This is a genomic window from Klebsiella planticola ATCC 33531 (assembly GCF_000735435.1).
GTDB classification, from domain to species: Bacteria; Pseudomonadota; Gammaproteobacteria; order Enterobacterales; family Enterobacteriaceae; genus Klebsiella; species Klebsiella planticola.
In genome coordinates this window covers 299,983-326,197 of record NZ_JMPP01000018.1, presented here as the reverse complement: position 1 = coordinate 326,197, position 26,215 = coordinate 299,983, and the positions used below count along the sequence as shown (strand labels likewise).

Sequence of the window (26,215 nt, the reverse complement as noted above, 5' to 3'; positions counted from 1 at the left end):
GGCTACGACTGACGTCGGCCCCACAGCCACAGCGCGGCGATAGCCAGCGCAAACACCGCGCCAAAGCCAATCCCGACGCCCACCACCGGAATACCGATTCTCACCGCCAGCGAATAGAGCCCCAGCATCAGCAGCATGGCCACGTTTTCGCCGAGATTTTGTACCGCAATCGCGTTACCTGCACCAACGGTATGCTTACCGCGTTCCTGCAGCAGCGCATTGAGCGGCACAATAAAGAAGCCGCCAAAGATACCAAGCAGCAGCAGCAGAGCAAATGCCGGTAAAAGCGCCTGCTGTAAGGTGAAAAGGATCACCGCGACGCCGATTAAAACCCCGGCAGGCATGCAGCGCGAGACGGTTTGTAGGGTGACCAGCTTCGCCGCCGCGCCGGCGCCCAACACGATCCCGACGGCCACCATCGCATTGAGATAGGTCGGCATGGCGTTACTGGTGATGCCAAGCGCCGCCGGTACCCACAGCACCAGCAGGAAACGCAGCGTCACGCCGGCGCCCCAGAACAGGCTGGTTCCCATCAGGGAGAAACGCGTTTCGCCATTACGCCATAGTGTCTTACAGGCGCTAAAGAAGCTGTGAGTCATCGGGGTAAAACGCCACGACTGGCCGGGACGCGCCGCCGGCAGCTTCGGGATCCACAGGTTGGCGATCACCGCCCCGCCATACACCAGCGCACAGATGGCCAGCGCGGCCAGCACATGCCAGTCGGCCAGAATGCCGCCGGCCATCGAGCCCAGTAAAATCGCCGCAATGGTAGACGACTCCATCAAACCGTTAGCTTTCACTAACTTATCCCCGGTGGTCAGCTCGCCAAGAATGCCGTATTTGGCCGGCGAATAGGCCGCCGCGCCCACCCCCACCAGGGTATAGCCGATAAACGGGTTCAGACCAAAACAGATGCAGCCAGCGCCAACCAGCTTCATGCCGTTGGCGACCATCATCACTCGCCCTTTGGCAAAGCTGTCGGCAAACTGGCCGACAAACGGCGCAAACAGTATGTAAGCACCTACAAACAGCATCTGCATCACCGGCTGGCTCCAGTCCGGGTAAAACTGCTGCTTCATCAGCGCCAGCGTGGCAAACAGCAGCGCATTATCGCCAAATGCCGAGAGGAACTGGGCGCAGATGACCGCCATCATCCCTTTTGAGTACAGCGAAGTGTTAGTGTGTACTGACTCACTCATCAGAATCTTCCGTCTGCTCAACCATACCTTTCAGGGTGACAAAGTCCGGCTTGCCGCTGCCGAGAACCGGCAGCTGCTTCAACCAGCGAATGTCGCGCGGTACCGCCAGCTCCGGCACCCCATGTTCACGGGCGTAGCGCAGCAGTTTTTCACGGTTCAGTTCATTATCGGTGGTAAAGAGCACCAGCGCCTCGCCTTTACCGGCATCTTGTTTAATCGCCGTGGCATGCATCTTGTCAGGTGAGACGCCCAGAGCCACCTGCTCAACCATTTCCAGTGACACCATTTCGCCGGCGATTTTCGCGAAGCGCTTAGCACGCCCCTGAATGCGCACATAGCCCTGCTCGTCAAAGGTGACGATATCCCCGGTGTCATACCAGCCGCTCTCCATTTCGCCATGCTGATTTTCCGCCGTCGGTGTTTCCAGCACGCCCGGGTTCTCCACCCGCAGATAGCCGTTCATGATGTTCGGCCCTTTTAACTGCAGGCGGCCGCCCTCTTCAATACCCGGCATCGCCAGCAGGCGCGCATCCATCCCCGGCAAAATACGCCCGACGGTTCCCACCTTCGCCGCCATCGGGACGTTAATCGATACCACCGGCGCACATTCGGTGACGCCATAGCCTTCGAGAATGCGCAGGCCAAATTTGTCCTGCCACAGTTGCTTCGTGCTCTCCTGCAGCTTTTCCGCCCCGGCGACCACGTAGCGAAGACGATAGAAATCGTACGGGTTAGCAAAGCGCGCGTAGTTCGCGAGGAAGGTCGACGTCCCGAATAGCACCGTACAGTTGCGGTCGTAAACCAGTTCCGGCACCACGCGGTAATGCAGCGGGCTGGGATAGAGGAACACTTCTGCGCCGGTAAACAGCGGGGTAAACAGACCGACCGTCAGCCCAAAGGAGTGGAACAGCGGCAGCGCCGACATAAAGCGATCGTTGGCAGTAAAGTCGGCAATGGTTTTAATCTGCTCGACGTTGGCCAGAATACTTTTATGACTATGCACCACCCCTTTCGGGTTGCCTTCGGAACCGGAGGTGAAGAGGATAATCGCCGCATCTTCCGGCTGCTGTTTGACCTGCGCCAGTTTCGGCGCCAGCAGATGGCCGAAGATCCACAACTTATCGCCGGTCGTAACGTCGCCTTTCAGGTCTTCAAGGAAGACCCAACGTACCTGAGTAAGCTGCTCCGGCAAATGCCAGAGTTTGCCTTTATCAAGGAAGGTACGGGAGGTAAAGATCGTCTTGATTTCTGCGGCGGTAATCGCGCTACTCAGCCCTTTAATCCCGGCGGTGTAGTTCATCATCGCCGGAATACGCCCGCGGGCAATAGCGCCAAAAATGACCGCCGCGCTGATGCCGGCGTTGGGTAACATCAGGCCGATTCTTTCACCCTGAGCGCTGTATTTTTCCAGGATGCGCGCCACAAAGAGGGTTTTGGTCAGCAGCTTGCGATAGGTATCGGGTTGAAAGTTAATGTCTTCCACGCAGTTTTTGCGCGCGCCGAACCGATCCTGCGCCGCCAGCAGCGATTCATACAGCGTTTCCCGTGGACGCACCGCCATGCGCGCTTCCATCATAATCTGGTGCAGCATTTCCCCGGCAATTTTGCGGCGATCGCGGGCGCGGGGAGCCTGAGGCATTTCAATGCGGGTTGGCGGCAGCAAATGCAGCTGGATCCGAGGGAACAGGCGACGTTTGACCAGCCCCTTGAGACGACTAAACGGGGTCAGCTCCGCGCCTTCGATACGCAGTGGGATAATAGTGGCCTGCGACTTTGCGGCCACAAACGCGGCGCCGTCATAGATTTTCATCAGCGAACCGCTGACCGAGATACGCCCTTCCGGGAAGATAACCACCGGACGCCCCTGCTCAATCAACCGCACCAGGTGTTTTATCGACATCGGTTTCGTCGGGTCGAGCGGGACAAAGTCGATCAGCGGCGTCAGCACGCGCATAAACCAGCGCTGGCTGATAGAACTGTACACCGCAAAGACCGGTCGGACGGGCAGGAATAAGGCTAGCAGGATCCCATCGAGGAAAGAGACGTGATTCGGGGTGATCAAGACCTTTTGTTGTTGCAAGGGCTGCGTGTCGCCGGTCAGTCTGACCCGATACAACCCTTTGAACAACAGCCTGAAAAATGCCAACAGCATAACAACTCCATTTGACCGGTTATTAAGTCATTGCAGGTTACACGAGAAGGCGTTTGAAAGCAGTGCGGGGAAGAATGTTTGGCGTAAAAAAAACCTGCGCATCTGCGCAGGCCGGTGCAAGATAATCAGTACGAAACGCGTACTTAAAAACTCACCTATCAATACCTCTGGGACCCTGATTGTCAGGTTTTTTGCCCCTGCCGCACCAGCGATAAAACGCAAGGGAATAAGCCTAAGTGCAACCAGTTATTGCCATTTTCGCTATCTGTAACAGCGGCGAGCGGTGAACAGGAAGAGGCTTATCCGATGCGGGTAGCGAGGGCATTTCGCGGGAGCGGGTCGCGGCATGTTCCGCCTGCGGGCAAAAAAAAACCTGCGCATCTGCGCAGGCTGGTGTAATTAGAGTGGCCAACGTAACGTTAGCTCCACCTATCAATACCTCTGGGATAGCCAGAATATCAATGCAATGAATGGATAAACCAGCGAACATTCGCAACAGCTAATCGCAAAGTGTAAGCAAAGGTGTGAATGTTCCCACCGCCGTTTCATTCGTCTCCGCCCCTGCGCTTGTCGTTGTGTAACTTTTTCACCATGAAGGCTAATCTGCATCACATTTGCGCGAAGCCAGGCGCCTCCAGCCTTGAATCTGCCACACTTTCCCGTAACATAACGGTATGTAAACGCTTACCCTATAAAAGGTCTGGTATGGCGACAATTAAGGATGTAGCCCGACTCGCTGGAGTGTCCGTCGCTACCGTATCCCGCGTGATCAACAACTCCCCCAAAGCCAGTGAAACCTCGCGCCAGTCGGTGACTGCGGCGATGGAAACGCTCAATTATCATCCCAATGCTAACGCGCGCGCGCTGGCGCAGCAGTCGACGGAGACCGTCGGTCTGGTGGTGGGTGACGTGTCCGATCCTTTCTTCGGCGCAATGGTCAAAGCCGTCGAGCAGGTGGCCTACAACACCGGTAACTTTTTGCTGATCGGCAATGGGTATCACAGCATTAAAAAAGAGCGCCAGGCCATTGAGCAGCTTATCCGCCATCGCTGCGCTGCGCTGGTCGTACACGCGAAAATGATCCCTGACGACGAGCTCGCCGGGCTGATGAAACAGATCCCTGGCATGGTGCTGATCAACCGTATTCTGGCGGGTTTTGAGCAGCGTTGCGTCGCCCTGGATGACCGCTACGGCGCCTGGCTGGCGACCCGTCACCTGATCCAACAGGGGCATACCCGTATCGGCTACCTCTGTTCCAACCACGCGATTTCTGATGCTGAAGATCGTCTGCAAGGCTATTACGCGGCGTTAACGGAGAGCGGTCTGCCCTGTAACGATCGGCTGGTGACATTTGCCGAACCTGATGAAAGCGGCGGCGAACAGGCCATCACCGAACTCCTGGGACGCGGCAGGAATTTTACCGCTGTCGCCTGCTATAACGACTCGATGGCCGCCGGCGCGATGGGGGTGCTGAATGATAATGGTATCGACGTTCCGCGCGAGATTTCGCTGATTGGCTTCGATGATGTGCTGATCTCTCGCTATGTTCGCCCGCGCCTGACGACGGTGCGTTACCCCATCGTGACCATGGCAACGCAGGCCGCCGAACTGGCGCTGGCGCTGGCGGATCAGCGCCCGGCGCCTGAAATCACCCATTTATTCAGCCCGACGCTGGTTCGCCGTCACTCGGTAATGGCGCCGTCGGAAAGCGATAAGTCGTAACGATACAGGCTGACGGCGGTGGCCGGGTAATCCAGCCCTTCACCAATATACTGCCAGCCAAAACGCTCATAAAAATCGCGGCAGGCGGAGTAAAGATACAGCTGCGAGTGCCCAAGCCGGCGGGCATAGTCGATCACATGTTGCTGCAGCTGTCCCGCGATGCCCCGTCCGCGCGCGTCCGGGGAGACGTACAGCGCCGCCATCCACGGGAACAGATCCTGACGGCTGATTAAGTCGCAGCGCCACAGCCCCACCGTCCCGACAAGCGTCTCGCCCTCGACGGCGATAAAGGTGAGCGGCAGCGCCTCCGGCGTCTGGCTGTGGGCAATGAGAGTGGCAAAAAAAGGCAGCGGCAGCGTTTCGCCGCCAAAGGCCTGCCAGAGCCACGTCGCCACCTGTTCGGCGTGCTGCGGCGCGGCGTATAATGGCTGAATATGCATAACCGATCCCCTGCTGAAAATCCTCTGGCTGCCAGTATACCGCGCCCGCAGCGGCCGGTGGCGAGGACGTCAAGGCGTAGAAGAGCCATTTTGCGGACACTTCCTGCAAAAAGCGTGATCGCGATAGTTCTTTGCGTCCGGTTGAGCGCATATCCCTCTGAATGTCTGTGATAAACTGCGGCTTATCACGTGAAATCAGGAATCGATGAATGGCTACAATGCTGGATGTCTCAATTCGCGCAGGCGTCTCTAAAGCGACGGTTTCCCGCGTGTTGAACGGCACAGGTCAGGTAAAAGAGAGCACCCGCCAACAGGTATTCAAAGCGATGGAAGAGCTGGGATACCGGCCAAACTTTCTCGCCCGTTCGCTGGCGAACCGTACCAGCAACAGTATCGGACTGGTGGTTTCAACCTTTGATGGTTTCTATTTTGGCCGCCTGCTACAACAGGCTTCGCGCCAGACGGAAGCCTGGGGAAAACAGCTGATCGTCACCGACGGCCACGATGCCCCGGAACGCGAAGAAGAAGCGGTGCAGATGCTCGCTGACCGCCAGTGCGACGCAATCATCCTCTATACCCGCCACATGAGCGAAAAGAAGATCATGTCGCTGATCGAATCCATCGATATGCCGCTGGTCGTGATTAACCGCGACGTCAGCCTGGCGCGGGAACGCTGCGTGTTCTTCGAGCAGGAAGATGCGGCCTTTCAGGCGGTCAATTATCTGATTACGCAAGGGCACCGGGATATCGCCTGCATGACCGTACCGATGCATACCCCTACGGGCAAAGCCCGTCTGCAGGGATACCGCAAGGCCCTGAAAAAGCATGGTATCGCTTGGGATGCGGCGAAAGTGAAATACGGCGATTCGACGATGACCCGCGGCTATGAACTGTGCCGCGAGCTGCTTGATGAGAAAACAACGTTCAGCGCGCTGTTTTCCTGTAACGATGATATGGCGCTGGGCGCCTCAAAAGCGCTGCATCAGGCGGGGCTGCGGATCCCGCAGGACGTTTCTCTGTTCGGCTTCGACGATGCCCCGAGCGCAAAATGGCTGGAACCCGGCCTGTCGACGGTCTATCTGCCGATCGATAACATGATCACCACCGCGATCGATCAGGCGATCAAGCTCGCCAACGACCAGCCGATCGAAACGATCCCGCCGTTTACCGGCACGCTGGTCTTGCGCGAGTCGGTTACGACGGGGCCCTATTTTTAGAACAGCTCTAAGGCCAGCAGCTCCTGAATCGTCTGCCGACGACGGATCAGCCGTGCGCTGCCGTTGTCGAACAGCACTTCCGGCAGCAGCGGACGACTGTTGTAGTTTGAGGACATCGACGCGCCATAAGCCCCCGTATCATGCAGCACCAGATAATCTCCCGGCGCGACTTCAGGCAGCAAACGCGTCTCCACCTTGCCCCCTTCCTGCTGAGTGAAGACGTCGCCCGATTCACACAGCGGCCCGGCCACGACGGTGTCGATAAGCGGCGCGGCGCTCAGGTTGCGGCCATCCGCCGCCAGGGCGGTAATATGGTGATAGCTGCCGTACATTGACGGGCGCATCAGATCGTTAAAACCGGCATCAATCAGGACAAAGTGGCGGCTTCCCATCTCTTTAACGCTACGTACCTGAGAGACCAGCACCCCGGATTCGGCCACCAGGAAGCGACCCGGCTCGATTTCCAGTTTCACCGGATGGCCGAGATGTCGGGCGATCTGCTCGCGCGCGGCGTTCCACAAGCCGTAGTAGTGATCGGTATCGATCGCCTCTTCACCTTCGCGATACGGGATCGACAGCCCGCCGCCGGCAGAGATCGCCTGCAGATCCTGCCCAAACTCCACCACCTGACGCACCATCGCGCCGCAAACCTGTTCCAGGTGGCCATAATCAACTCCGGAGCCAATGTGCATGTGGATCCCCACCAGCTGGAGCTGATAGCGACGCATCACTTCCAGCGCCGCCGGCAGATGGCTGTACCAGATCCCGTGTTTGCTGTTTTCGCCACCGGTGTTGGTTTTTTGGCTGTGGCCGTGACCAAAGCCCGGGTTGACGCGCAGCCAGACGCGATGGCCTGGAGAGACTTCCCCCAGCTGGCTCAGCATATCGACTGAACCGGCATTCACCGGAATCTGCAGGGCCTTGACGCGCTCCAGCGTCGCCTCGTCAATCAGATCGGCGGTAAAAACGATATCTTCCGGATGCTGCTGCGGGTCATAACCTGCCGCCAGCGCACGTTCAATCTCCCCGAGGGAGACGGAGTCCACCTTAACGCCCTGTTCACGCATCAGGCGCAAAATATGGATATTGGAGCAGGCCTTCTGGGCAAAACGCACCACGTCGAACTGGCTGAGCTGAGCTATCTGGCGGCGGATAATCTGCGCGTCATAGACCCACACCGGGCAGCCAAATTCGGCAGGCAGGCGAAGCAGGTTCTCGGCAGTCAGGTCAGTATCGGTGGCGTAAAGCGAGCGTGGCATAATGAACTCCGGCGTTATCTGTGTTGTGCGCGTTTTTTTATGATTACGCCATAGCCTGAAGAGAATAAAAAATATCGTTTTATCGTGACTCTATGCAAAAATGATATGGATACTGCCAATCCGTCGAGAGCCGCCATGCCTGCCGTCAATTTACGCCATATTGAAATCTTCCATGCGGTGATGACCACCGGCAATCTCACCGAGGCGGCTCGTCTGCTGAATACCTCTCAGCCGACCGTCAGCCGCGAGCTGGCACGCTTTGAAAAGGTGATTGGGCTGAAGCTGTTTGAACGCACCCGCGGACGTTTGCAGCCGACGGTGCAAGGGTTGCGGCTGTTTGAAGAGGTTCAGCGCTCCTGGTACGGACTGGACCGCATCGTCAGCGCCGCCGAGAGTCTGCGCGAGTTCCGCCAGGGCGAACTGTCCGTCGCCTGTCTGCCGGTATTTTCTCAGTCGTTTTTGCCGCTGCTGCTGCAGCCCTTTCTGGCGCGCTATCCCGAGGTCAGCCTGCAGATTGTGCCGCAGGAGTCTCCCCTGCTGGAGGAGTGGCTCTCCGCCCAACGTCACGATCTCGGCCTGACGGAAACCCTGCACACGCCCGCCGGGACGGAACGAACGCCGCTGTTAACGCTTAACGAGGTTTGCGTGCTGCCGCAGAGCCACCCGCTTGCCAGTAAGCAGGAGCTTACTCCGGCCGATTTCCACGGTGAAAACTATATCAGCCTGTCGCGCACTGACAGCTATCGTCAGCTGCTTGATGCCCTGTTTGCGGATCATCAGGTGAAGCGCCGGATGGTGGTGGAGACCCACAGCGCGTCCTCGGTTTGCGCGATGGTACGGGCGGGCGTCGGGATCTCAGTCGTCAACCCGCTGACCGCCCTCGACTATGGCGAAAGCGGCGTGGCGGTGCGCCGCTTTAGCGTCGAGGTGCCGTTTACCGTCAGCCTGATCCGCCCGCTACACCGCCCGGGATCGGCGCTGGTCGAGACCTTCATTCAGCACCTGCAAGGGAGCCTGCCGCGGATTCAAGGCCCGCTGGACGCGGTGCTCAAGAGAGCATAAACGTCACCGCGTCCGCGGCGTGAATCGCAGCGGTATCGAACACCGGCAGCGGGCTGCTCTCCACGGGCACCAGCAGGCCAATCTCGGTACAGCCGAAAATGACCCCTTCTGCGCCCTGCTCCGCCAGCGCTTCAATCACCTGCAGGTAATAATCGCGGGAGTCGTCGTTAAACGCGCCCAGGCACAGCTCATCAAAAATAATCCGGTTAATACGTTCACGATCGTCAGCGTCCGGAATCAGCGTCTCGATAGCGAACTGCGCCTGCAGGCGCCCACGATAAAAATCCTGCTCCATGGTATAGCGCGTTCCCAGCAGGGCAACCCGCTTTTGGCCTTTGGCGGTAATGGCTCGCCCGGTGGCATCGGCAATATGCAGGAACGGCACCTCACAGCGCGTTTCGATGGCCTGCGCCACTTTATGCATCGTGTTGGTACACAGAACAATCCCTTCCGCGCCCGCCTGCTGCAGGCCAACTGCCGCCTGCGCCAGAATCTCGCCGGCGCGATCCCAGTCCCCTGCGGACTGGCAGGCTTCGATCTCATGGAAATCGACGCTGTGCAGCAGCAGACTCGCTGAATGCAGGCCGCCTAAATGCGCTTTGATACCTTCGTTGATCAAACGGTAATAGGGAATGGTGGATTCCCAGCTCATGCCGCCCAACAGGCCAATCGTTTTCATCATCCGCTCCTGATTATGCTTTGCTCCAGTGAAACAAACTTGTGATCAACTTTCCACTTCTCTTGTCGATCGTTTCTTTCCCGACGATTCTGCGATAAATTAAATGAAACATTGTTTCACTTAACAACAGGACTGCCGGATGTTTATTTTTCATAACGAGACCACCCTTGAAGATCTGGGCAATGGCGTGACCCGTCGTATTCTTGCGCACGGTGGCAACATGATGGCCGTGGAGGTCAATTTCGACAGCGGGGCCATCGGTCCAATGCACAACCACCCCCACGAACAGCTGACCTATGTGCTATCCGGCGAATTTGAGTTCACCATCGGTGAAGAGAAACGGGTGGTGCGCGCCGGAGATACGCTCTACAAAAAGCCGCATATTATGCACGGCTGCATCTGTCTGAAAGCTGGCACCCTGCTGGATACCTTTACTCCCGTTCGTGAGGATTTCCTGTAAACCGCGCTTCCCAGGGGCATATTCGTCATGCCCCTTTTATCCATTCTTGCTTGCCGCCAGAATAATTTGTTAAAAAATATGTAAAAGTAAAATGATTAGCCTGCCACTCATCTTGCTCATCCCTGCATAAGATCTCATCTTCAGCACTTTCTACAAACCCCTATCAATCCTGGAAAATGCTCGCCATCTCATTTTTTGAAACATCGTTTCGACTTCGATCACACTTCCGCTATGAATCGAATGACTCTGTAATAAATCGCAATAAAATAAAATTAAAACGGCGTTTTATAAAACTGATGCACCGGACAAGTAAAAACCGAAACATTCAGGCTCAGCAGGGACGCTGCGAGCAAAAACCCATAACAAACACAAGGTTAAAAAGGAAGCCAACGCCAGCTGAGACACCCGATACCGATTCACTTTCTGGCCGCGACTGGGCGCAGAAAACCACGACACCGAATCCGTTTTACAAACTCGTAAGCCAGGTAGGTATGTATGAATGAAAACAAGATGCTGGGATTGGCATGGATATCGCCCTATATCATCGGGCTGATAGTCTTTACCGCTTTTCCCTTTGTTTCATCTTTCTTCCTCAGTTTCACTGAGTACGATTTGATGAGCCCGCCGGTGTTTAACGGCATTGAAAACTATCGCTACATGTTGACCGAAGATGGCCTCTTCTGGAAATCCATGGGCGTGACCTTTGCCTACGTCTTTTTAACGATACCGTTAAAACTGGCCTTCGCACTGGGTATAGCGTTTGTCCTCAACTTTAAGCTGCGCGGTATCGGCTTTTTCCGTACCGCTTATTACATTCCGTCCATTCTCGGTAGCTCGGTAGCGATTGCCGTCCTGTGGCGCGCGCTGTTTGCTATCGACGGCCTGCTGAACAGCTTTATCGGCGTGCTGGGATTCGACCCGGTGAACTGGCTCGGTGAGCCGTCGCTGGCGCTGATGTCCGTCACCCTGCTGCGCGTCTGGCAGTTTGGTTCGGCGATGGTCATCTTCCTCGCCGCGCTGCAAAACGTCCCGCAGTCACAGTATGAAGCGGCGATGATCGACGGCGCGTCTAAGTGGCAGATGTTTATGAAGGTCACCGTGCCGCTGATTACGCCGGTCATCTTCTTCAACTTTATTATGCAGACCACCCAGGCGTTCCAGGAGTTTACCGGTCCGTACGTCATCACCGGCGGCGGCCCAACCTACTCCACCTATCTGTTCTCGCTCTATATCTACGACACCGCCTTTAAGTACTTCGATATGGGGTACGGCGCGGCGCTGGCATGGGTGCTGTTCCTGGTGGTTGCGGTCTTTGCCGCCATCGCCTTTAAGTCATCGAAATATTGGGTGTTCTACTCCGCCGATAAAGGAGGCAAAAATGGCTGATATTCAACAAATCACCCCGGCAACGGAAATTGCGGAGCGTGAAGTTGCCCGCACCCTGCGCCGCGAAAAAGTCAGCCGGACCATCCGTTATGTCATCCTGCTGTTCGTCGGCCTGCTGATGCTCTACCCGCTGGTGTGGATGTTCTCGGCGTCGTTCAAACCGAACCATGAGATTTTCACCACCCTGAGCCTGTGGCCGGCCCACGCGACCTGGGACGGCTTTATTAACGGCTGGAAAACCGGTACCGAGTACAACTTCGGTCACTACATGCTGAACACCTTTAAGTATGTGATCCCGAAAGTCCTGCTGACCATTATCTCCTCGACCATCGTGGCCTACGGCTTTGCCCGCTTCGAAATCCCGTGGAAGAAATTCTGGTTCGCCACGCTCATCACCACCATGCTGCTGCCGAGCACCGTCCTGCTGATCCCGCAGTACCTGATGTTCCGTGAAATGGGCATGCTGAACAGCTATCTGCCGCTGTATCTGCCGTTGGCTTTCGCCACCCAGGGATTCTTCGTCTTCATGCTGATCCAGTTCCTGCGCGGCGTACCGCGCGACATGGAAGAGGCGGCGCAGATCGACGGTTGTAACTCCATTCAGGTGCTGTGGTACGTGGTGGTGCCAATCCTGAAACCGGCGATTATCTCGGTGGCGCTGTTCCAGTTTATGTGGTCGATGAACGACTTTATCGGTCCGCTGATTTACGTCTACAGCGTGGATAAATATCCGATCGCACTGGCGCTGAAAATGTCCATCGACGTCACGGAAGGCGCTCCGTGGAACGAAATTCTGGCAATGGCGAGTATCTCCATTCTGCCATCCATCATCGTGTTCTTCCTGGCACAACGCTACTTCGTACAGGGCGTTACCAGCAGCGGAATCAAAGGTTAAGAGGGAAATATCATGGCTGAAGTTATTTTCAACAAACTGGAAAAAGTTTACTCCAACGGCTTCAAAGCGGTACATGCTATCGACCTGAAAATCGCGGACGGCGAGTTTATGGTGATCGTCGGTCCATCCGGCTGTGCGAAATCCACCACCCTGCGTATGCTGGCGGGACTGGAAACCATCAGCGGCGGCGAAGTGCGTATCGGCGAGAAGATCGTCAACAACCTTGCGCCAAAAGCGCGCGGTATTGCGATGGTGTTCCAGAACTATGCGCTCTACCCGCACATGACGGTGCGTGAGAATCTCGCCTTTGGTCTCAAGCTGAGCAAGCTGCCGAAAGACCAGATTGATGCCCAGGTTAACGAAGCGGCCAAAATCCTCGAGCTGGAAGAGCTGCTCGACCGTCTGCCGCGCCAGCTTTCCGGCGGCCAGGCCCAGCGCGTGGCGGTTGGCCGCGCGATTGTCAAAAAACCGGATGTGTTCCTGTTTGATGAGCCGCTCTCTAACCTTGACGCCAAGCTGCGCGCCTCGATGCGTATCCGTATTTCCGATCTGCACAAGCAGCTGAAGAAATCCGGCAAGCCGGCGACCACCGTGTACGTCACCCACGACCAGACCGAAGCGATGACCATGGGCGACCGTATCTGCGTCATGAAGCTCGGACATATCATGCAGGTCGATACTCCGGACAACCTGTACCACAAACCGAAAAACATGTTCGTTGCCGGCTTTATCGGTGCCCCGGAGATGAACATTCGCCCCAGCAAGCTGGTTGAACAGGCCGGTCGCCTGCACCTGACTATCGGCGATGAGCTGCTGCCGTTAAGCGCGGCCCTGCAGGATAAAGTCGGCAGCCATAAAAACCAGCCGCTGTTCTACGGCGTCCGCCCGGAGTTTGTCTCCATCGCCGATGAGCCGTTCGCCGAAGGCGGCTGCTCGGGCGAAATGGTGCGGGTCGAAAACATGGGGCACGAGTTTTTCGTCTACCTGAAAGTCGCCGACTATGAACTGACCGCCCGCGTCCCTTCTGACGAAGCGAAGCCGATGATTGATAAAGGGCTGCATCGCAAGGTGTGGTTCAAATTCGACATGAATAAGTGCCATCTGTTTGATGCCGCCACCGAACAGAACATCTCTCTGTAATCACTGGAGTATTAAAATGAAAAAAGTGCTTTTAAGCGCCGTAATCTCCGCCACTCTGGGCCTTACCGCGTTACCGTCTCTGGCAAAGGATGTCGATCTGCGTATGTCATGGTGGGGCGGCAACGGCCGCCATCAGGTCACCCTGAAAGCGCTGGAGGAGTTTCATAAACAGAATCCGGACATCAACGTTAAAGCCGAATACACCGGCTGGGACGGCCATCTTTCGCGCCTGACCACCCAAATCGCCGGGGGAACCGAACCGGACGTGATGCAGACAAACTGGAACTGGCTGCCTATCTTCTCGAAGAACGGGGAAGGTTTCTACGATCTGAACAAAATGAAGGATGTCATCGACCTCAGCCAGTTCGACGCCAAAGAGCTGCAGTCCACCACGGTCAATGGCAAACTCAACGGTATCCCGATTTCCGTTACCGCCAGGGTATTCTACTTTAACGACGAAACCTGGAAAAAAGCCGGCGTCGCCTTCCCGAAAACCTGGGATGAGCTGATGGCGGCGGGCAAAACCTTTGAGAGCAAACTGGGTAAGCAGTATTTCCCGGTGGTGCTGGAGCACCAGGATACCCTGGCGCTGCTGAACTCCTACATGATTCAGAAGTACAACCAGCCGGCTATCGACGAGAAAACGAAGAAATTCTCCTACAGCAAAGAACAGTGGGTCGAATTCTTCCAGATGTACAAAAAGCTCATCGACAGCCACGTGATGCCGGACACCAAATACTATGCCTCGTTCGGCAAGAGCAACATGTATGAGATGAAACCGTGGATTCAGGGGGAATGGGCGGGGACATACATGTGGAACTCCACCATCAACAAATACTCCGACAACCTGAAGCCGCCGGCGAAGCTGGCGCTGGGCGACTACCCGATGCTACCGGGCGCCACCGATGCCGGCCTGTTCTTTAAACCGGCGCAGATGCTCTCCATCGGCAAATCGACGAAAAACCCGGAAGCGGCGGCGAAAGTGATTAACTTCCTGCTGAACAGCAAAGAGGGCGTGGATACGCTGGGCCTGGAGCGCGGCGTGCCGTTAAGCAAAGTGGCGGTGAAATACCTGACCGAAGACGGCACGATCAAAACCGACGATCCGGCCGTATCCGGGCTGAAGCTGGCGCAGTCGCTGCCGACAAAACTTTCGGTATCGCCTTACTTTGATGACCCGCAGATCGTTGCCCAGTTTGGCACGTCGCTGCAGTACATCGACTACGGGCAGAAAAGCGTCGAAGAGACGGCGGTGGACTTCCAGCGCCAGTCTGACCGCATTTTACGGCGCGCCATGCGCTAAGTGTTTGCCACCTCCCCTGCCCCGCAGCGCCCGCTGCGGGGTATTTTTTGTCAGGAGTGAACCATGAAGGGCAAGATTATCCCGTTGGATTTCCGCACCACGGAAGACAGCGAAACCGGACATCGGGTGATTCGGATGACGCCGCCGCACGTTATCTGCCACCGTAACTACTTCTATCAAAAATGCTTTACCCGGGATGGCAGCAAACTTATTTTCGGCGGCGGATTCGAGGGCCACTGGAACTACTATTTACTCGATATTGCCGCGCAACAGGCCATTCAACTGACCGACGGGCCGGGAGACAATACCTTCGGTGGTTTTTTATCCGACGATGACCGCACGCTGTGGTACGTGAAAAACAATCAGCAGTTGCGCCGCGTGGATCTGGCTACGCGGGAAGAGCAGGTGGTTTACGAAGTGGATGACGACTGGGTCGCCTATGGTACCTGGGTGGCAAACAGCGATTGCAACAAACTGGTCGGCATCGAGATCAAAAAAAGCGACTGGCAGCCGCTCACCGACTGGAGTAAATTCCGCGCCTTTTATTTTACCCATCCCGAATGCCGCCTGATCAATATCGACCTGCATAGCGGCGAGCGCCGCGTTATCCTGCAGGAGAAACGCTGGCTGGGTCATCCGATTTACCGGCCATTTGATGACCAGACCATCGCGTTCTGCCACGAAGGACCGCGCGATGCTATCGACGCCAGGATGTGGCTTATCAATGCTGACGGCAGCAATATGCGCAACGTTCGCCAGCACCAGCCGGGAGAGAGTTTCACCCATGAGTTCTGGGTGCCGGACGGCTCCGCGCTCTATTACGTCGCCCACCGGGAAAACGATCCGCAGCGCTATCTCTACCGTGCCGATCCGACCACGCTGGATAATCGTCGGCTGTTGACCATTCCCCCCTGCTCGCACCTGATGAGCAACCACGACGGCTCACTGGTCGTCGGCGATGGCGCACCGCATCATACCGGCGATATTCAGCTAAACGATCCGTTTATCTGGGTATTTGATGTGCAGTCCGGTACGCAGCAGGCCATCTGTCGCCACGACTCCAGCTGGAAAGTGCTCGACGGCGATCGTCAGGTTACTCATCCGCATCCGTCATTTTCGCCGGATAATCGCTGGGTGCTATTCACTTCCGATAAAGAAGGGATGCCGGCGCTGTATCTGGCGGAGGTGTAGTCATGCGGCATCGCCTCCGGGAAACCCCATCCAGACCAGCCTCTGGCGATCTCCCCGCTGGCGGCTGACGCCTTAGCGGGGCTACGAGTTCACCGCCGTCCGCGGGCCGGTAGCCCGAACAGATGTGCGGCACCGCCTCCTGGAAACCTCATCCAGGCCAGCCTCTGGCGATCTCCCCGGCGGCGGCTGACGCCTTAGCGAGGCTACAATTTCACCGCCGTCCGCGGGCCGGTAGCCCGGGCGCGGCGTTTATGCCGCGACCCGGGAGCCCTGTCAGAAGAAATATTTGAAGCGAACGCGGGCACCGTAGCGGTCATCCGTACTGCCGGTTTTCGCCGCCGAAGAGTCCAGCCAGGAGGCATAGGCCCCGAGATAGATATTAAAGTTCGGCATATCCATAATATTCGGCAGTTGCCATGAGGTATGAATGGTGTGAATGTCATAACGTCCCGGCGCCAGAATCGCGCAGTCGCCGTCACATTCCCCGCTCACCCCGGACATATTGAACTGGTCGATTTTGTTATGCGCATAGATATAGCCCAGCTCTACACGATGCCATAATGCGTTGATACCGGCGCTGAAATCTTTCTCATCCGCCGCGTCAAGATAGGCGGTACTCAGATTCACCACCGCGCCATTTTCGGCATCGGTTTTCAGCGTGTTCCAGCTCATGGTCATCCCGTAACCGGTACGATTTGACTGGTCGACCCAGCCGCCATTTTGCTTGTCATAACCGTAGGCGTTATTCACCAGGTTGCTCTCCGCCGCAGCCGCCACCGACCAGGCGCCGGACTGCCAGGCCACCACCGGGCGAACATAGGCGACGTTTTTGCGATTATCCAGCGCGTTGCCGTGATAGCTGCGGTTGACGAACAGCGAGCTGCCGTCCTCCACCAGCGTATTCAGCTCAAAGTACCAGTTATCCAGCGTTTTGCTGAGCAGAAAGTTGCCGCCGCTGCTGCTACGCCCGCGTCCCTCTTTCATCATATAGATATAGCCGTAGCCGTCGCTGTACAGATCGTTGGCCGTATTACCGGAATACTCAATAAAGGTATCCTGATTCAGCGGGAACATATCATAGGCTTCAAAACGCCCCACTTTAATTTTCCAGTCATCCTGGCGGCCAAAGAAGAATACCGCATCATCGAGATTCATTTTCCCGGTCATATCCGCCAGCGGCTGCACGCTGAAGCCAGCATATTTCCCGTCAGCGCCTTTACGCAAGCCATCAAAGCCCAGCAGAATACGGCCGTTAATATCCCAGCGTTCTTTATCTCCCGGCGCCCAGTTTTTATTAGCACTGGTTTTCACCGACGTCAGGCTACCGGTGCGGCTGGCGCCATCCATATTAAATTCAACGTCGCCATAGAATTTTAATTCGCCATAATCATTAAGCTGTAAAGCCGGTTTAGCCGGTGCAACGCTGGCCACCGTCGCTGGCGTCTGCTGGCCTTTAAGCGTCTTAATTTCCGCCTCCGCGCTGGCCGCCCGCTGTTCGGTCGCCTTGAGCCGCTGCTCCATTTGCGCCAGCCGCTCCTCAAGAGATAACGGCGCCTGCGCATTAGCCAGAGGGGTAAATAAAGACGTCACAATACATCCGACCCAGATCTTTCTCATCGGTAAACCCTTTTTTATTATTTAATCAAATGAAATTTTTTATTTATGGATAAAACCGGCGACGACGATGACAATAATAACCCGCCCGTCGCCGCGAACGGGTTATTAACAACATTGAGTTTATTTATTCTAACTGCCAGGCGCCGCCCTCAGATAATAAAGCGGTACCGCTCCAGGCAAATAATGATAATTCCCGGCGGGAAGCGTCCGGATAAATACGGCTACTCAGGCAGGCCTCGCCATCATTGACAAAGACCTCAACCGAGGAGCTATCAAAGAACAGGCGCAGTTTCAGCGGCGCAGCGGCGGTGAGCGGTACGCTGCGTACGCCGCACAGGCCGTACTGCGGATAGTGGCGTTCGAGCACCAGACGCTGCATCTGCGCGTCAACGTAGACGCGTAGACCGTCGCCAAAGCTCAGTCCATATTGTTCGGCGGTGCTGTTGGCGCAGTCCCAGTGCAGGATAACCTCCATCGCGTCGCAGTTTTCCACCATCAGCAACTGCTGATTCTTCACGGTGCTGACCGGCCACGGGAACCAGGCGCGACGCAAACACTCCACCTCTTTCGCCGGACGCATCTGCAGACGGTTGTCCTCACTCAGGCTCAGCTCACGCGGGAGAGAGAGCATTCCTGCCCAGCCGTCCTGCTGTTCCGGCATCGGTGATTCCCACATATCCAGCCAGCCGATGACGATACGACGGCCGTCGGGCGTTTCGAAGCTTTGCGGAGCGTAAAAGTCATGCCCGTGGTCCATTTCAACAAACTGACCTTCACGCGCAAAGCGCTGTCCGGACTGCCAGTCGCCGAGCAGGTAGCCGCTCTGGAATAAATTACGGTTCTCGTAGCCCTGCGCCGCCAGCCCCTGCGGAGAGAACATCAGCACGTGCTTATCGCCGAGGGTGAAGAAGTCCGGGCATTCCCACATATAGCCCATCTTCTCTTCCGCTTCGTCGAGGACCCCTTCCTCATGCCACTGATGCAGATCGTCCGAGCGGTACAGGCGCACCTGACCGGTATCGCCGACGCGGGCGCCGACGATCATGTACCAGCTGTCGCCGACGCGCCACACCTTCGGGTCGCGGAAGTGATGCAGTCCCGGCGGCGTATCCAGTACCATCCCCTGACGCTCAAAGTGAATGCCGTCGCGACTGGTGGCCAGACACTGCACCTGATAAAGATTCTCTTCGTCGCTGGGATCGCCGTGGAATTTATGCCCGGTATAGATCAACGCCAGCGTATCGCCGTCCACCACCGCCGAACCGGAGAAGCAGCCATCTTTATCCTCCGGCCCTTCCGGCGCCAGCGCCACCGGCAGGTGTTCCCAATGGACTAAATCCTTGCTGCGCGCATGACCCCAGTGCATCGGCCCCCACTGCGTGGAGTAAGGATGATGCTGATAAAAGGCGTGATACCAGCCGTCAAACCAGACCAGACCATTGGGATCGTTGATCCAGCCCGCACGGGCGGCGAGATGGTAGCGTGGGTACCAGCGCAGGTTTAACGCCTCGCGTTTCGCCTGCAGTTCCTGTTCAGCGTTAGCAACGGTATACATCATATTCTTCACTCTTTTCATTCAGATAGCGGAGGGTTGCGACATCATCGGATCCGAAGATGAGCGACTGGATCGCAACAAGAAAATGGAGATAAAGGTGGTGCAGAACACCAGCAGTCCCATAATCAGATAGGACTGGGCGAAGCCGTATTTCTCGTAGCTGTAGCCCGCCAGCGGCGACAGCACCGTGGCAATGACCGAGCTGGTGCAGGCAAAGCCCACCAGGTACAGCGTGGAAGAGAGGCGTTTATCAAAGTTTAAGCTGTTGTATTTAAAGATGGCGACCAGCAGTACCGGCAGCTCCACCGCATGGAGCAGTTTGGTGATGGAAATCAGCAGCGGCCCTTCCACCAGCCCGGAGGCCACCATACGTAATGCCATGACCATCCCGGCGAAAATCAGGCCGTTTTTCGCGCCAATACGGTTAACCAGCCACGGCGCGCAGAACATCCCGGCCGCTTCGAGGAACACCTGGAAAGAATTCAGGTAGCCGTACATCGCGTTCCCTTCCTGCAAGGTTGCGAACTGCGAGGAAAAGTAGACCGGGAACTGTTGGTCGTAGACGCCGTAAATGCAGGTCCCGACGACAAAAAAGACCAGCGCCCAGAAACGCGGCAGCGTCAGCAGACGCAGCGCATCCTCCAGCGTCACTTTGCCGCCCGAGATCGCTTCCTGCATGGCCTGCGGTGCGGAGGAGACCCGCAGCCGCGCCAGCAGAACAAAGAATACCAGGCCGGAACAGCTGGCGACCGCAAAGTTAAGTTTCGGATTGATGTTAAACAGCAATCCGGCAAAAAAGGTCGCCACCGCCCAACCCAGCGATCCCCACATACGCGCCCGACCAAATTCAAACTGGCTCTGGCGCGCCACGCGTTCGGTATAGGATTCGAGAACCCCGATGCCGCCGTTAAAGGTTAAGCCGATATAGATCCCGCCAAAAATACTGCCGAGCAGCACGTTTATTTTCAGCAGATAACCAAACAGCAGATAGGCCGGCCCGGAGAGAATCAGTAGCACGGTGATATACCACAGCAGGTTTTTACGCAGCCCGAGCTTGTCCTGAATAAAGCCGTAACACACCTGGGCAAACAGCGCTGATACGGAAAGCACGGCGTAGATGATCCCGGTGTCCCCCGCCTTGAGCCCGACTTCCTGGTGCAACCAGATAGAGAGCAATGAGCCGGAAGAGGACCAGGTAACAAAAAAGAAAAACAGTAAGGCGCTGAGGAGCGGATAGCTGTGAGAGTGATGGGCTTTCATCATGACATTCTCGTGTAGGGGTAATGCATGCAATGGTAACGTTAACAAAAAACATATATCATGCCGTTTTACTGAGATACATGATGTTAATCACAAAAGTTAACGTTAACATAACAAGGGTGCGATCGCGATCAAATAATCCGGCCCACGGAGAGAACACGGCATACGGTAGAATATCGTATGATCCTTTTACATCAGCAACTTAGTTGTATAGCCTGTTGCATGCGGCAACGGTGGAGTGTGAAATATGGCATCCTTGAAAGATGTGGCAAAACTGGCAAACGTATCTCTGATGACGGTTTCACGGGCGCTGAACAACCCGGAACGTCTGAAACCCGAGACGTTGGCTCGCGTTCAGGCGGCTATCGAACAGACCAACTATGTCCCCGACCTGTCAGCCAAGAAAATCCGCGGCGCGCGCGCCACGCCGAATACCATTGGCGTACTGGCACTGGATACCGTCACCACGCCGTTTTCGGTTGAGATCACGTTATCTATCGAAGAGAGCGCCCGCGCGCATGGCTGGAACAGCTTCGTAGTGAATATGTTTTCCGATGATAGTCCGGAAACCATCGTCGATCTGCTGCTCTCCCACCGTCCTGACGGTATCATCTACACCACCATGGGGCTGCGCCAGGTCCCCGTCCCGGCCAAGCTGCTGACGCTCCCCTGCGTCCTCGCCAACTGCGAAAGTCTTAACGACCCGGTCGCCAGCTATATTCCTGATGATGAGCAGGGTCAGTACGCTGCGGTAAAAGCGCTGCTCGCCGCAGGCTACCGTAACCCGCTCTGTTTACATCTCCCGGCCAACCATCTTGCCACCGTGCGCCGCCGCCACGGGCTGGAGCGCGCCTGCCGCGAAGCCGGTATCGATCCGGATACGTTGGTGCACAGCTATATGACCTGGGGCGATCAGCACTATCAAGATATTCCCGCCGTGGTGCAGGCCCATCTCCGCCGGGGGAAACCGTCGTTCGATTCGATTATCTGCGGCAACGATCGTATCGCCTTTATGGTCTATCAGACGCTGCTGGCGCAAGGATTGCGGATTCCGCAGGACGTTGCGGTGCTGGGCTACGATAATATGGTCGGCATTGGCGATCTGTTTTTACCGCCGCTATCGACGGTGCAGCTGCCGCACTATGACATCGGGCGCCTGAGCGCCCTGCATATTATTCACGGTGATAACCATCGGGAAACGGTACGCGTAGCCAGTCCGTGGCTGCCCAGAGCATCCTTGTGATTAATTACCGATATTGCGCAGCTTTTCGCCGGACATCAGTCGGCGCTCAATATGTTCGAGCGTGACGTTTTTGGTTTCCGGAATCAGCCAGAACGTCACGCCGATAAACGCCACGTTCAGCGCGGTGTAGAGCCAGAAGGTCCCCGCTGCGCCAATCGTATCCAGCAGCGTCAGGAAGGTGGCGCCGATAACCATGTTCGACACCCAGTTGGTGGTGGTCGAACAGGTGATGCCAAAGTCGCGGCATTTCAGCGGCTGAATTTCCGAACACAGGATCCACACCACCGGCGCGGCGCTCATCGCATAGCCTGCAATGCACATCATGGTCATGCCGACGGAAAGCCAGGACAGCCCGCTGGAGGCGGTACCGTTATCAAACTGCATCAGGCAGTAGCCCAGCACCAGCGTTCCGATAGCCATCACGCTAAAGCCGATTTTCAGCGCCGGTTTACGCCCCGCTTTATCGACGGTAAAGACCGCGATAAAGGTCGCAAACATAAAGGTCAGGCCCACTACCAGCGTGGCAACCATCTGCTGCTCGGTGGTGGTGAAGCCGGCCATTTTAAAAATACGCGGCGCGTAGTACATGATGATATTCATGCCGGTAAATTGCTGCATCGCCTGTAACAGCATGCCAAGGAAGACCGCGCGGCGGACGTTGCGATTGATCTTAAACAGCGCCCAGCCGCCTTGCTTAAGCTTCAGGCTTTCGCGGATTTCATTGAGCTCATCACGGGCTTTTTCCGAAGTATCGCGCAGCATACGCAGCACCTCTTCCGCTTCGACGTGGCGCCCCTTTTCAGCCAGCCAGCGCGGGCTATTCGGCAGGAAAATCACCAGAACCATCAGCAGGAGCGCCGGCAGCGCCAGAACGCCCAGCATCGCCCGCCAGTTACCGCTGTAGCTGAATGCGGTGTCGGACAGGAAGGCCATGACGATCCCCAGCGTCACCATCAGCTGATACATACTGATCATCTTACCGCGCACATTTTCACTCGCCATTTCAGAAAGATACAGCGGCGCGGTATACGAGGCGATCCCCACGGCGATACCGAGAATGATCCTTGCCGCCAGCAGCATTTCGACACTCGCGGCAAACGCCGATCCGACCGACCCGGCCACAAACAGTACCGCCCCCGCCATCAGACTGTATTTACGTCCCAGTCGGAAGGAGAGCCAGCCGTTGAACAGCGCGCCAACCGCCGCCCCGAGCATCATGCTGCTGACCACCCACTCCTGCAGCCGGCTGGATAAGACAAAATGGTCGGTAATAAAGGGCAGCGCCCCGGCAATCACCCCTATATCGAGGCCAAATAGCAATCCAGCCACCGCAGCGGCAATAGAGACAAACTGGTTCATGCGTCGGGTATCACGCTGGCTACGCGCCAGGACCGTCGTGCCGTCACTGATTGAGGTCATTTTTTTCCTGCCTGAGCAAAGTAAGACGTTCAGTGAAAGTACGCGATCGACGCGACAAAGTGTCAGGGAGGAGACGTCAAAGATATGGATTAAATAGCTGGAAGGAGTTGTTTTGTGATGGACATTAAACTTTCTATTATTGCCGTTTCATCAATCACTGTTTATTAACCCCCTTTATTTATTGGTATATAGCTGAAAGCATGACGAAATGATATGGACGATCTTCAAATTAAGAGCCATCTAAATATGGATAATTAATGTTCATTTTTTATCGCTGTTGCGCCGGTTGCCGCATGGTGAAGTGACCTGGCCCACCGCCGCCAGGCATAAAAAAACCCTGCCGTCACAGCAGGGTTTATCGCCTGTCGCCGCGCGAGCTTAGCGCGCCAGCCAGCCGCCATCGACCGCCACGGTGTAGCCGTTAATGTAATCCGATGCGCTGGAGGAGAGAAAGACCACCGGCCCTTTCAGATCGTCCGGTAAGCCCCAGCGCCCTGCCGGAATGCGGTCAAGAATTTCCGCGCTACGCTGTTCATCGGAGCGCAGCTGCTGGGTGTTGTTGGTCGCCATATAGCCCGGCGCAATCGCATTGACGTTGATGTTGTACTTCGCCCACTCGTTCGCCAGCAGACGGGTCACCCCCATCACGCCGCTTTTTGATGCGGTGTAGGACGGTACGCGAATACCGCCCTGGAAAGAGAGCATCGACGCGATGTTAATGATCTTGCCGCCGTTACCCTGGGCAATAAAGTGCTTCGCCGCCGCCTGAGACATAAAGAACACGGTCTTGATGTTCAGATCCATCACGTCATCCCAGTCTTTCTCACTGAATTCAAGGGCATCCTGACGACGAATCAGACCGGCGTTGTTGACCAGAATATCGATATGACCGAATTCGGCAACCGCACGCTCAAGCAGTTGAGGAATACCGTCAATCTGCCGCAAATCGGCGGTCAGGCTCAGGAAACGACGTCCCAGCGCGGTAACACGCTCAATCGTTTCCACCGGCTCAACAATATTAATGCCGACAATATCGCAGCCCGCTTCGGCCAGACCGAGCGCCATACCCTGACCCAGACCGGTATCGCAGCCGGTGACAACAGCCACTTTACCCTGTAGAGAGAATGCATCAAGTATCATACTTTGTTCCTTAATCTTTCAGAGCCCGTACAACACAGGCAAGGTTCTATTTGTCCGATCCGCATCCCTCACGGTTGCTTACGCCAGGGAAAACGCTCTGGGTATTACCCACCTTAAAAATAAAACACAGTTTCGTTTTACTGGTGTCGACATCTTACCCCCGAGGAAAGGTGTTTTCAATTTTTATTAAAACAACGTTTCATATTTTCACCATCTATTTATCAAAAATGCAAAACCGATCACGGAGCGATGCGCAATAAAAGATATAAAAATAATAAAATACAATGAGTTAATTTAACTTTGAAAAAGGACGGCAAAACGCAAAAAGTGGGCATGAAAACAAAGATCGCCCCGAGATGCCAGGTGACAGAGCGGTAAAACCGCGATCCAGAGCAACATTTTATGGCGAATTGCGCTCGTCATCACAAATAATGAAACGATGTTTTGATAAATTAACACTCATCTTTTAAATCAACCTCACCTGGCTACACGTCCCCTGCAGACAGGCGACATCGCGGGAAGGAAAAGGAGTACATCATGGCTAAAGGCATGCGGGTAAAATTGAATTATGCAGTCAGTCGCGATCCGGATACCGGCGCGGAGATCACCCGCTTAACCCCTCCGGAAGTAACCTGTCATCGTAACTATTTCTATCAGAAGTGTTTTTTTAATGATGGCAGCCACCTGCTGTTCGCCGGCGAGTTTGATGGCCACTGGAACTACTATCTGTTAAATATCGCGACAGCCGAGGCCGTTCAGCTCACCGAAGGCGCCGGCGATAATACCTTCGGCGGTTTTCTCTCACCGGATGACTCCGCGCTCTATTACGTTAAAAACGACCGTACGCTGCTGGAAGTCAACCTTTCAACCCTCCAGGAACGTCAGGTCTACCGCGTCCCGGATGAGTGGGTCGGATACGGTACCTGGGTCGCCAACAGCGACTGCAGCAAACTGGTCGGTATTGAGATTGCGAAAAGCGACTGGACGCCGCTCAACGACTGGCAGATTTTCCACGACTTCTTCCATAAAGGTCCGCACTGCCGTCTGCTGCGCGTCGACCTGCAAAGCGGCGAGAGCCGCGTTATTCATGAAGAGAAAAAATGGCTGGGCCATCCTATCTACCGTCCGTTCGACGACGACACCGTCGCCTTCTGCCATGAAGGGCCGCACGATCTGGTCGACGCCCGGATGTGGATGGTCAACGAAGATGGCAGCCACGTACGGAAAGTCAAAGAGCATGCCGAGGGTGAAAGCTGTACCCACGAATTCTGGGTCCCGAACGGTTCTGCGCTGATTTATGTCTCTTATCTGAAAGGTCAACAGGGACGGACGATTTATCGCTTCGATCCGGATACCGGCATCAATACCGCGCTGATGCCGATGCCCGCCTGCTCGCATCTGATGAGCAATTTCGACGGCACGCTGTTAGTCGGGGATGGCTCTGGTACGCCGGTGGATGTGAAAGATACCAGCGGTTACACCATTGATAATGACCCTTATCTCTATGTCTTTGATGTCGCGAAACAGGCTTACTTCCGCGTTGCCCGGCATGATACCTCCTGGGCGACGGTCGCCAATAGCCGTCAGGTCACCCATCCGCATCCTTCGTTTACGCCGGACGATGGCGCAATCTTGTTCAGCTCGGATAAAGACGGAAAACCGGCTATCTACATCGCGAAACTGCCAGCGCATCCGGAGATGCTGCAGGCGTAATATCCGTATCGTTTTTGAGTGTGTTTCTGTAACTGGCCTTGCCCTCCTTTGCGGAGGGCTTTTTTGTTTCATTACCGCCCGGCGGGGTATCTGAGGCAGGCAAAAGCCGTTTTCTGCCCACCTTCTGTTGCACCCGTGCCGGTGAAATTTTCCGCGGCTCCTC

General features: G+C 55.9%; 21 protein-coding genes. 11 read left to right on the top strand and 10 right to left on the bottom strand.

Features of this window, described 5'->3' with window-relative positions:
* Positions 1 to 2 precede the first annotated feature (2 nt).
* Positions 3 to 1,199, bottom strand: a complete 1,197-nt coding sequence (lplT, locus tag GRPL_RS16660) for a lysophospholipid transporter LplT (protein WP_032696725.1) — start codon at positions 1,197 to 1,199, stop codon at positions 3 to 5.
* Positions 1,192 to 3,351, bottom strand: coding sequence for a bifunctional acyl-ACP--phospholipid O-acyltransferase/long-chain-fatty-acid--ACP ligase (gene aas / locus GRPL_RS16665; protein WP_032690885.1), 2,160 nt, complete (start codon positions 3,349 to 3,351; stop codon positions 1,192 to 1,194). The genes lplT and aas overlap by 8 nt, the downstream gene beginning before the upstream one ends.
* Positions 3,352 to 4,056: 705 nt before the next feature.
* On the opposite strand from aas, the gene galR reads away from it, so the two are divergent.
* A complete protein-coding gene (galR, locus tag GRPL_RS16670) occupies positions 4,057 to 5,073 on the top strand; it encodes an HTH-type transcriptional regulator GalR (RefSeq protein WP_004867133.1) in 1,017 nt (338 codons plus the stop codon).
* Here the strand turns inward: galR and GRPL_RS16675 are convergent.
* The gene (locus GRPL_RS16675) at positions 5,034 to 5,513 is read right to left on the bottom strand and encodes a GNAT family N-acetyltransferase (RefSeq protein WP_032698861.1); all 480 of its coding nucleotides are present in this window, start codon (positions 5,511 to 5,513) and stop codon (positions 5,034 to 5,036) included. The two genes, galR and GRPL_RS16675, sit on opposite strands and share 40 nt — an antisense overlap.
* 218 nt (positions 5,514 to 5,731) lie before the next feature.
* On the opposite strand from GRPL_RS16675, the gene GRPL_RS16680 reads away from it, so the two are divergent.
* Positions 5,732 to 6,730: a LacI family DNA-binding transcriptional regulator gene (locus GRPL_RS16680; protein WP_162180069.1), complete on the top strand. Its 999-nt coding sequence runs from the start codon at positions 5,732 to 5,734 to the stop codon at positions 6,728 to 6,730.
* On the opposite strand, the gene lysA is transcribed toward GRPL_RS16680, so the two are convergent.
* Positions 6,727 to 7,989 carry a diaminopimelate decarboxylase gene (lysA, locus tag GRPL_RS16685; RefSeq protein ID WP_032690882.1) on the bottom strand — a complete coding sequence of 421 codons (1,263 nt, stop codon included), beginning with the start codon at positions 7,987 to 7,989 and terminating at the stop codon, positions 6,727 to 6,729. The genes GRPL_RS16680 and lysA overlap by 4 nt on opposite strands.
* Before the next feature lie 135 nt (positions 7,990 to 8,124).
* Here lysA and GRPL_RS16690 point away from each other — a divergent pair, with 135 nt between their 5' ends.
* Positions 8,125 to 9,051: a LysR family transcriptional regulator gene (locus tag GRPL_RS16690; protein ID WP_032690881.1), complete on the top strand. Its 927-nt coding sequence runs from the start codon at positions 8,125 to 8,127 to the stop codon at positions 9,049 to 9,051.
* Here GRPL_RS16690 and GRPL_RS16695 read toward each other — a convergent pair.
* Positions 9,038 to 9,730, bottom strand: coding sequence for an aspartate/glutamate racemase (locus GRPL_RS16695; protein WP_032690880.1), 693 nt, complete (start codon positions 9,728 to 9,730; stop codon positions 9,038 to 9,040). The genes GRPL_RS16690 and GRPL_RS16695 overlap by 14 nt on opposite strands.
* Positions 9,731 to 9,869: 139 nt before the next feature.
* On the opposite strand from GRPL_RS16695, the gene GRPL_RS16700 reads away from it, so the two are divergent.
* From GRPL_RS16700 to GRPL_RS16725, 6 genes are all read left to right on the top strand, one after another.
* On the top strand, positions 9,870 to 10,190 hold the full coding sequence (locus tag GRPL_RS16700) for a cupin domain-containing protein (protein WP_032690879.1): 321 nt from the start codon (positions 9,870 to 9,872) through the stop codon (positions 10,188 to 10,190).
* Between the two features lie 495 nt (positions 10,191 to 10,685).
* Positions 10,686 to 11,576, top strand: a complete 891-nt coding sequence (locus GRPL_RS16705; protein WP_004115132.1) for a carbohydrate ABC transporter permease — start codon at positions 10,686 to 10,688, stop codon at positions 11,574 to 11,576.
* Positions 11,569 to 12,471: a carbohydrate ABC transporter permease gene (locus GRPL_RS16710; protein WP_032690878.1), complete on the top strand. Its 903-nt coding sequence runs from the start codon at positions 11,569 to 11,571 to the stop codon at positions 12,469 to 12,471. Before GRPL_RS16705 ends, GRPL_RS16710 begins: the two co-directional genes overlap by 8 nt.
* A gap of 12 nt (positions 12,472 to 12,483) precedes the next feature.
* Positions 12,484 to 13,611: an ABC transporter ATP-binding protein gene (locus GRPL_RS16715; RefSeq protein ID WP_032698860.1), complete on the top strand. Its 1,128-nt coding sequence runs from the start codon at positions 12,484 to 12,486 to the stop codon at positions 13,609 to 13,611.
* A 16-nt stretch (positions 13,612 to 13,627) separates the two neighbouring features.
* Entirely contained in the window at positions 13,628 to 14,914 is a 1,287-nt protein-coding gene (locus tag GRPL_RS16720; RefSeq protein WP_032690876.1) for an ABC transporter substrate-binding protein, read from the top strand.
* 63 nt (positions 14,915 to 14,977) lie between these two features.
* Positions 14,978 to 16,105, top strand: coding sequence for an oligogalacturonate lyase family protein (locus GRPL_RS16725; protein ID WP_032690875.1), 1,128 nt, complete (start codon positions 14,978 to 14,980; stop codon positions 16,103 to 16,105).
* 273 nt (positions 16,106 to 16,378) lie between these two features.
* Here GRPL_RS16725 and GRPL_RS16730 read toward each other — a convergent pair whose 3' ends face one another.
* From GRPL_RS16730 to GRPL_RS16740, 3 genes are all read right to left on the bottom strand, one after another.
* Positions 16,379 to 17,722, bottom strand: a complete 1,344-nt coding sequence (locus GRPL_RS16730; RefSeq protein ID WP_032698858.1) for a carbohydrate porin — start codon at positions 17,720 to 17,722, stop codon at positions 16,379 to 16,381.
* Positions 17,723 to 17,846: 124 nt separating this feature from the next.
* Positions 17,847 to 19,280, bottom strand: coding sequence for a glycoside hydrolase family 32 protein (locus tag GRPL_RS16735; RefSeq protein WP_032698857.1), 1,434 nt, complete (start codon positions 19,278 to 19,280; stop codon positions 17,847 to 17,849).
* 18 nt (positions 19,281 to 19,298) lie between these two features.
* Positions 19,299 to 20,540 carry an MFS transporter gene (locus tag GRPL_RS16740; RefSeq protein WP_004867177.1) on the bottom strand — a complete coding sequence of 414 codons (1,242 nt, stop codon included), beginning with the start codon at positions 20,538 to 20,540 and terminating at the stop codon, positions 19,299 to 19,301.
* Between the two features lie 244 nt (positions 20,541 to 20,784).
* On the opposite strand from GRPL_RS16740, the gene GRPL_RS16745 reads away from it, so the two are divergent.
* Positions 20,785 to 21,780 carry a LacI family DNA-binding transcriptional regulator gene (locus GRPL_RS16745; RefSeq protein WP_032698856.1) on the top strand — a complete coding sequence of 332 codons (996 nt, stop codon included), beginning with the start codon at positions 20,785 to 20,787 and terminating at the stop codon, positions 21,778 to 21,780.
* On the opposite strand, the gene araE is transcribed toward GRPL_RS16745, so the two are convergent.
* Positions 21,781 to 23,199: an arabinose-proton symporter AraE gene (gene araE / locus GRPL_RS16750; RefSeq protein ID WP_032698854.1), complete on the bottom strand. Its 1,419-nt coding sequence runs from the start codon at positions 23,197 to 23,199 to the stop codon at positions 21,781 to 21,783.
* A gap of 378 nt (positions 23,200 to 23,577) precedes the next feature.
* Positions 23,578 to 24,339, bottom strand: coding sequence for a 2-dehydro-3-deoxy-D-gluconate 5-dehydrogenase KduD (gene kduD / locus GRPL_RS16755; protein WP_004867185.1), 762 nt, complete (start codon positions 24,337 to 24,339; stop codon positions 23,578 to 23,580).
* 537 nt (positions 24,340 to 24,876) lie between these two features.
* On the opposite strand from kduD, the gene GRPL_RS16760 reads away from it, so the two are divergent.
* On the top strand, positions 24,877 to 26,052 hold the full coding sequence (locus GRPL_RS16760) for an oligogalacturonate lyase family protein (protein WP_032698853.1): 1,176 nt from the start codon (positions 24,877 to 24,879) through the stop codon (positions 26,050 to 26,052).
* Positions 26,053 to 26,215 lie beyond the last annotated feature (163 nt).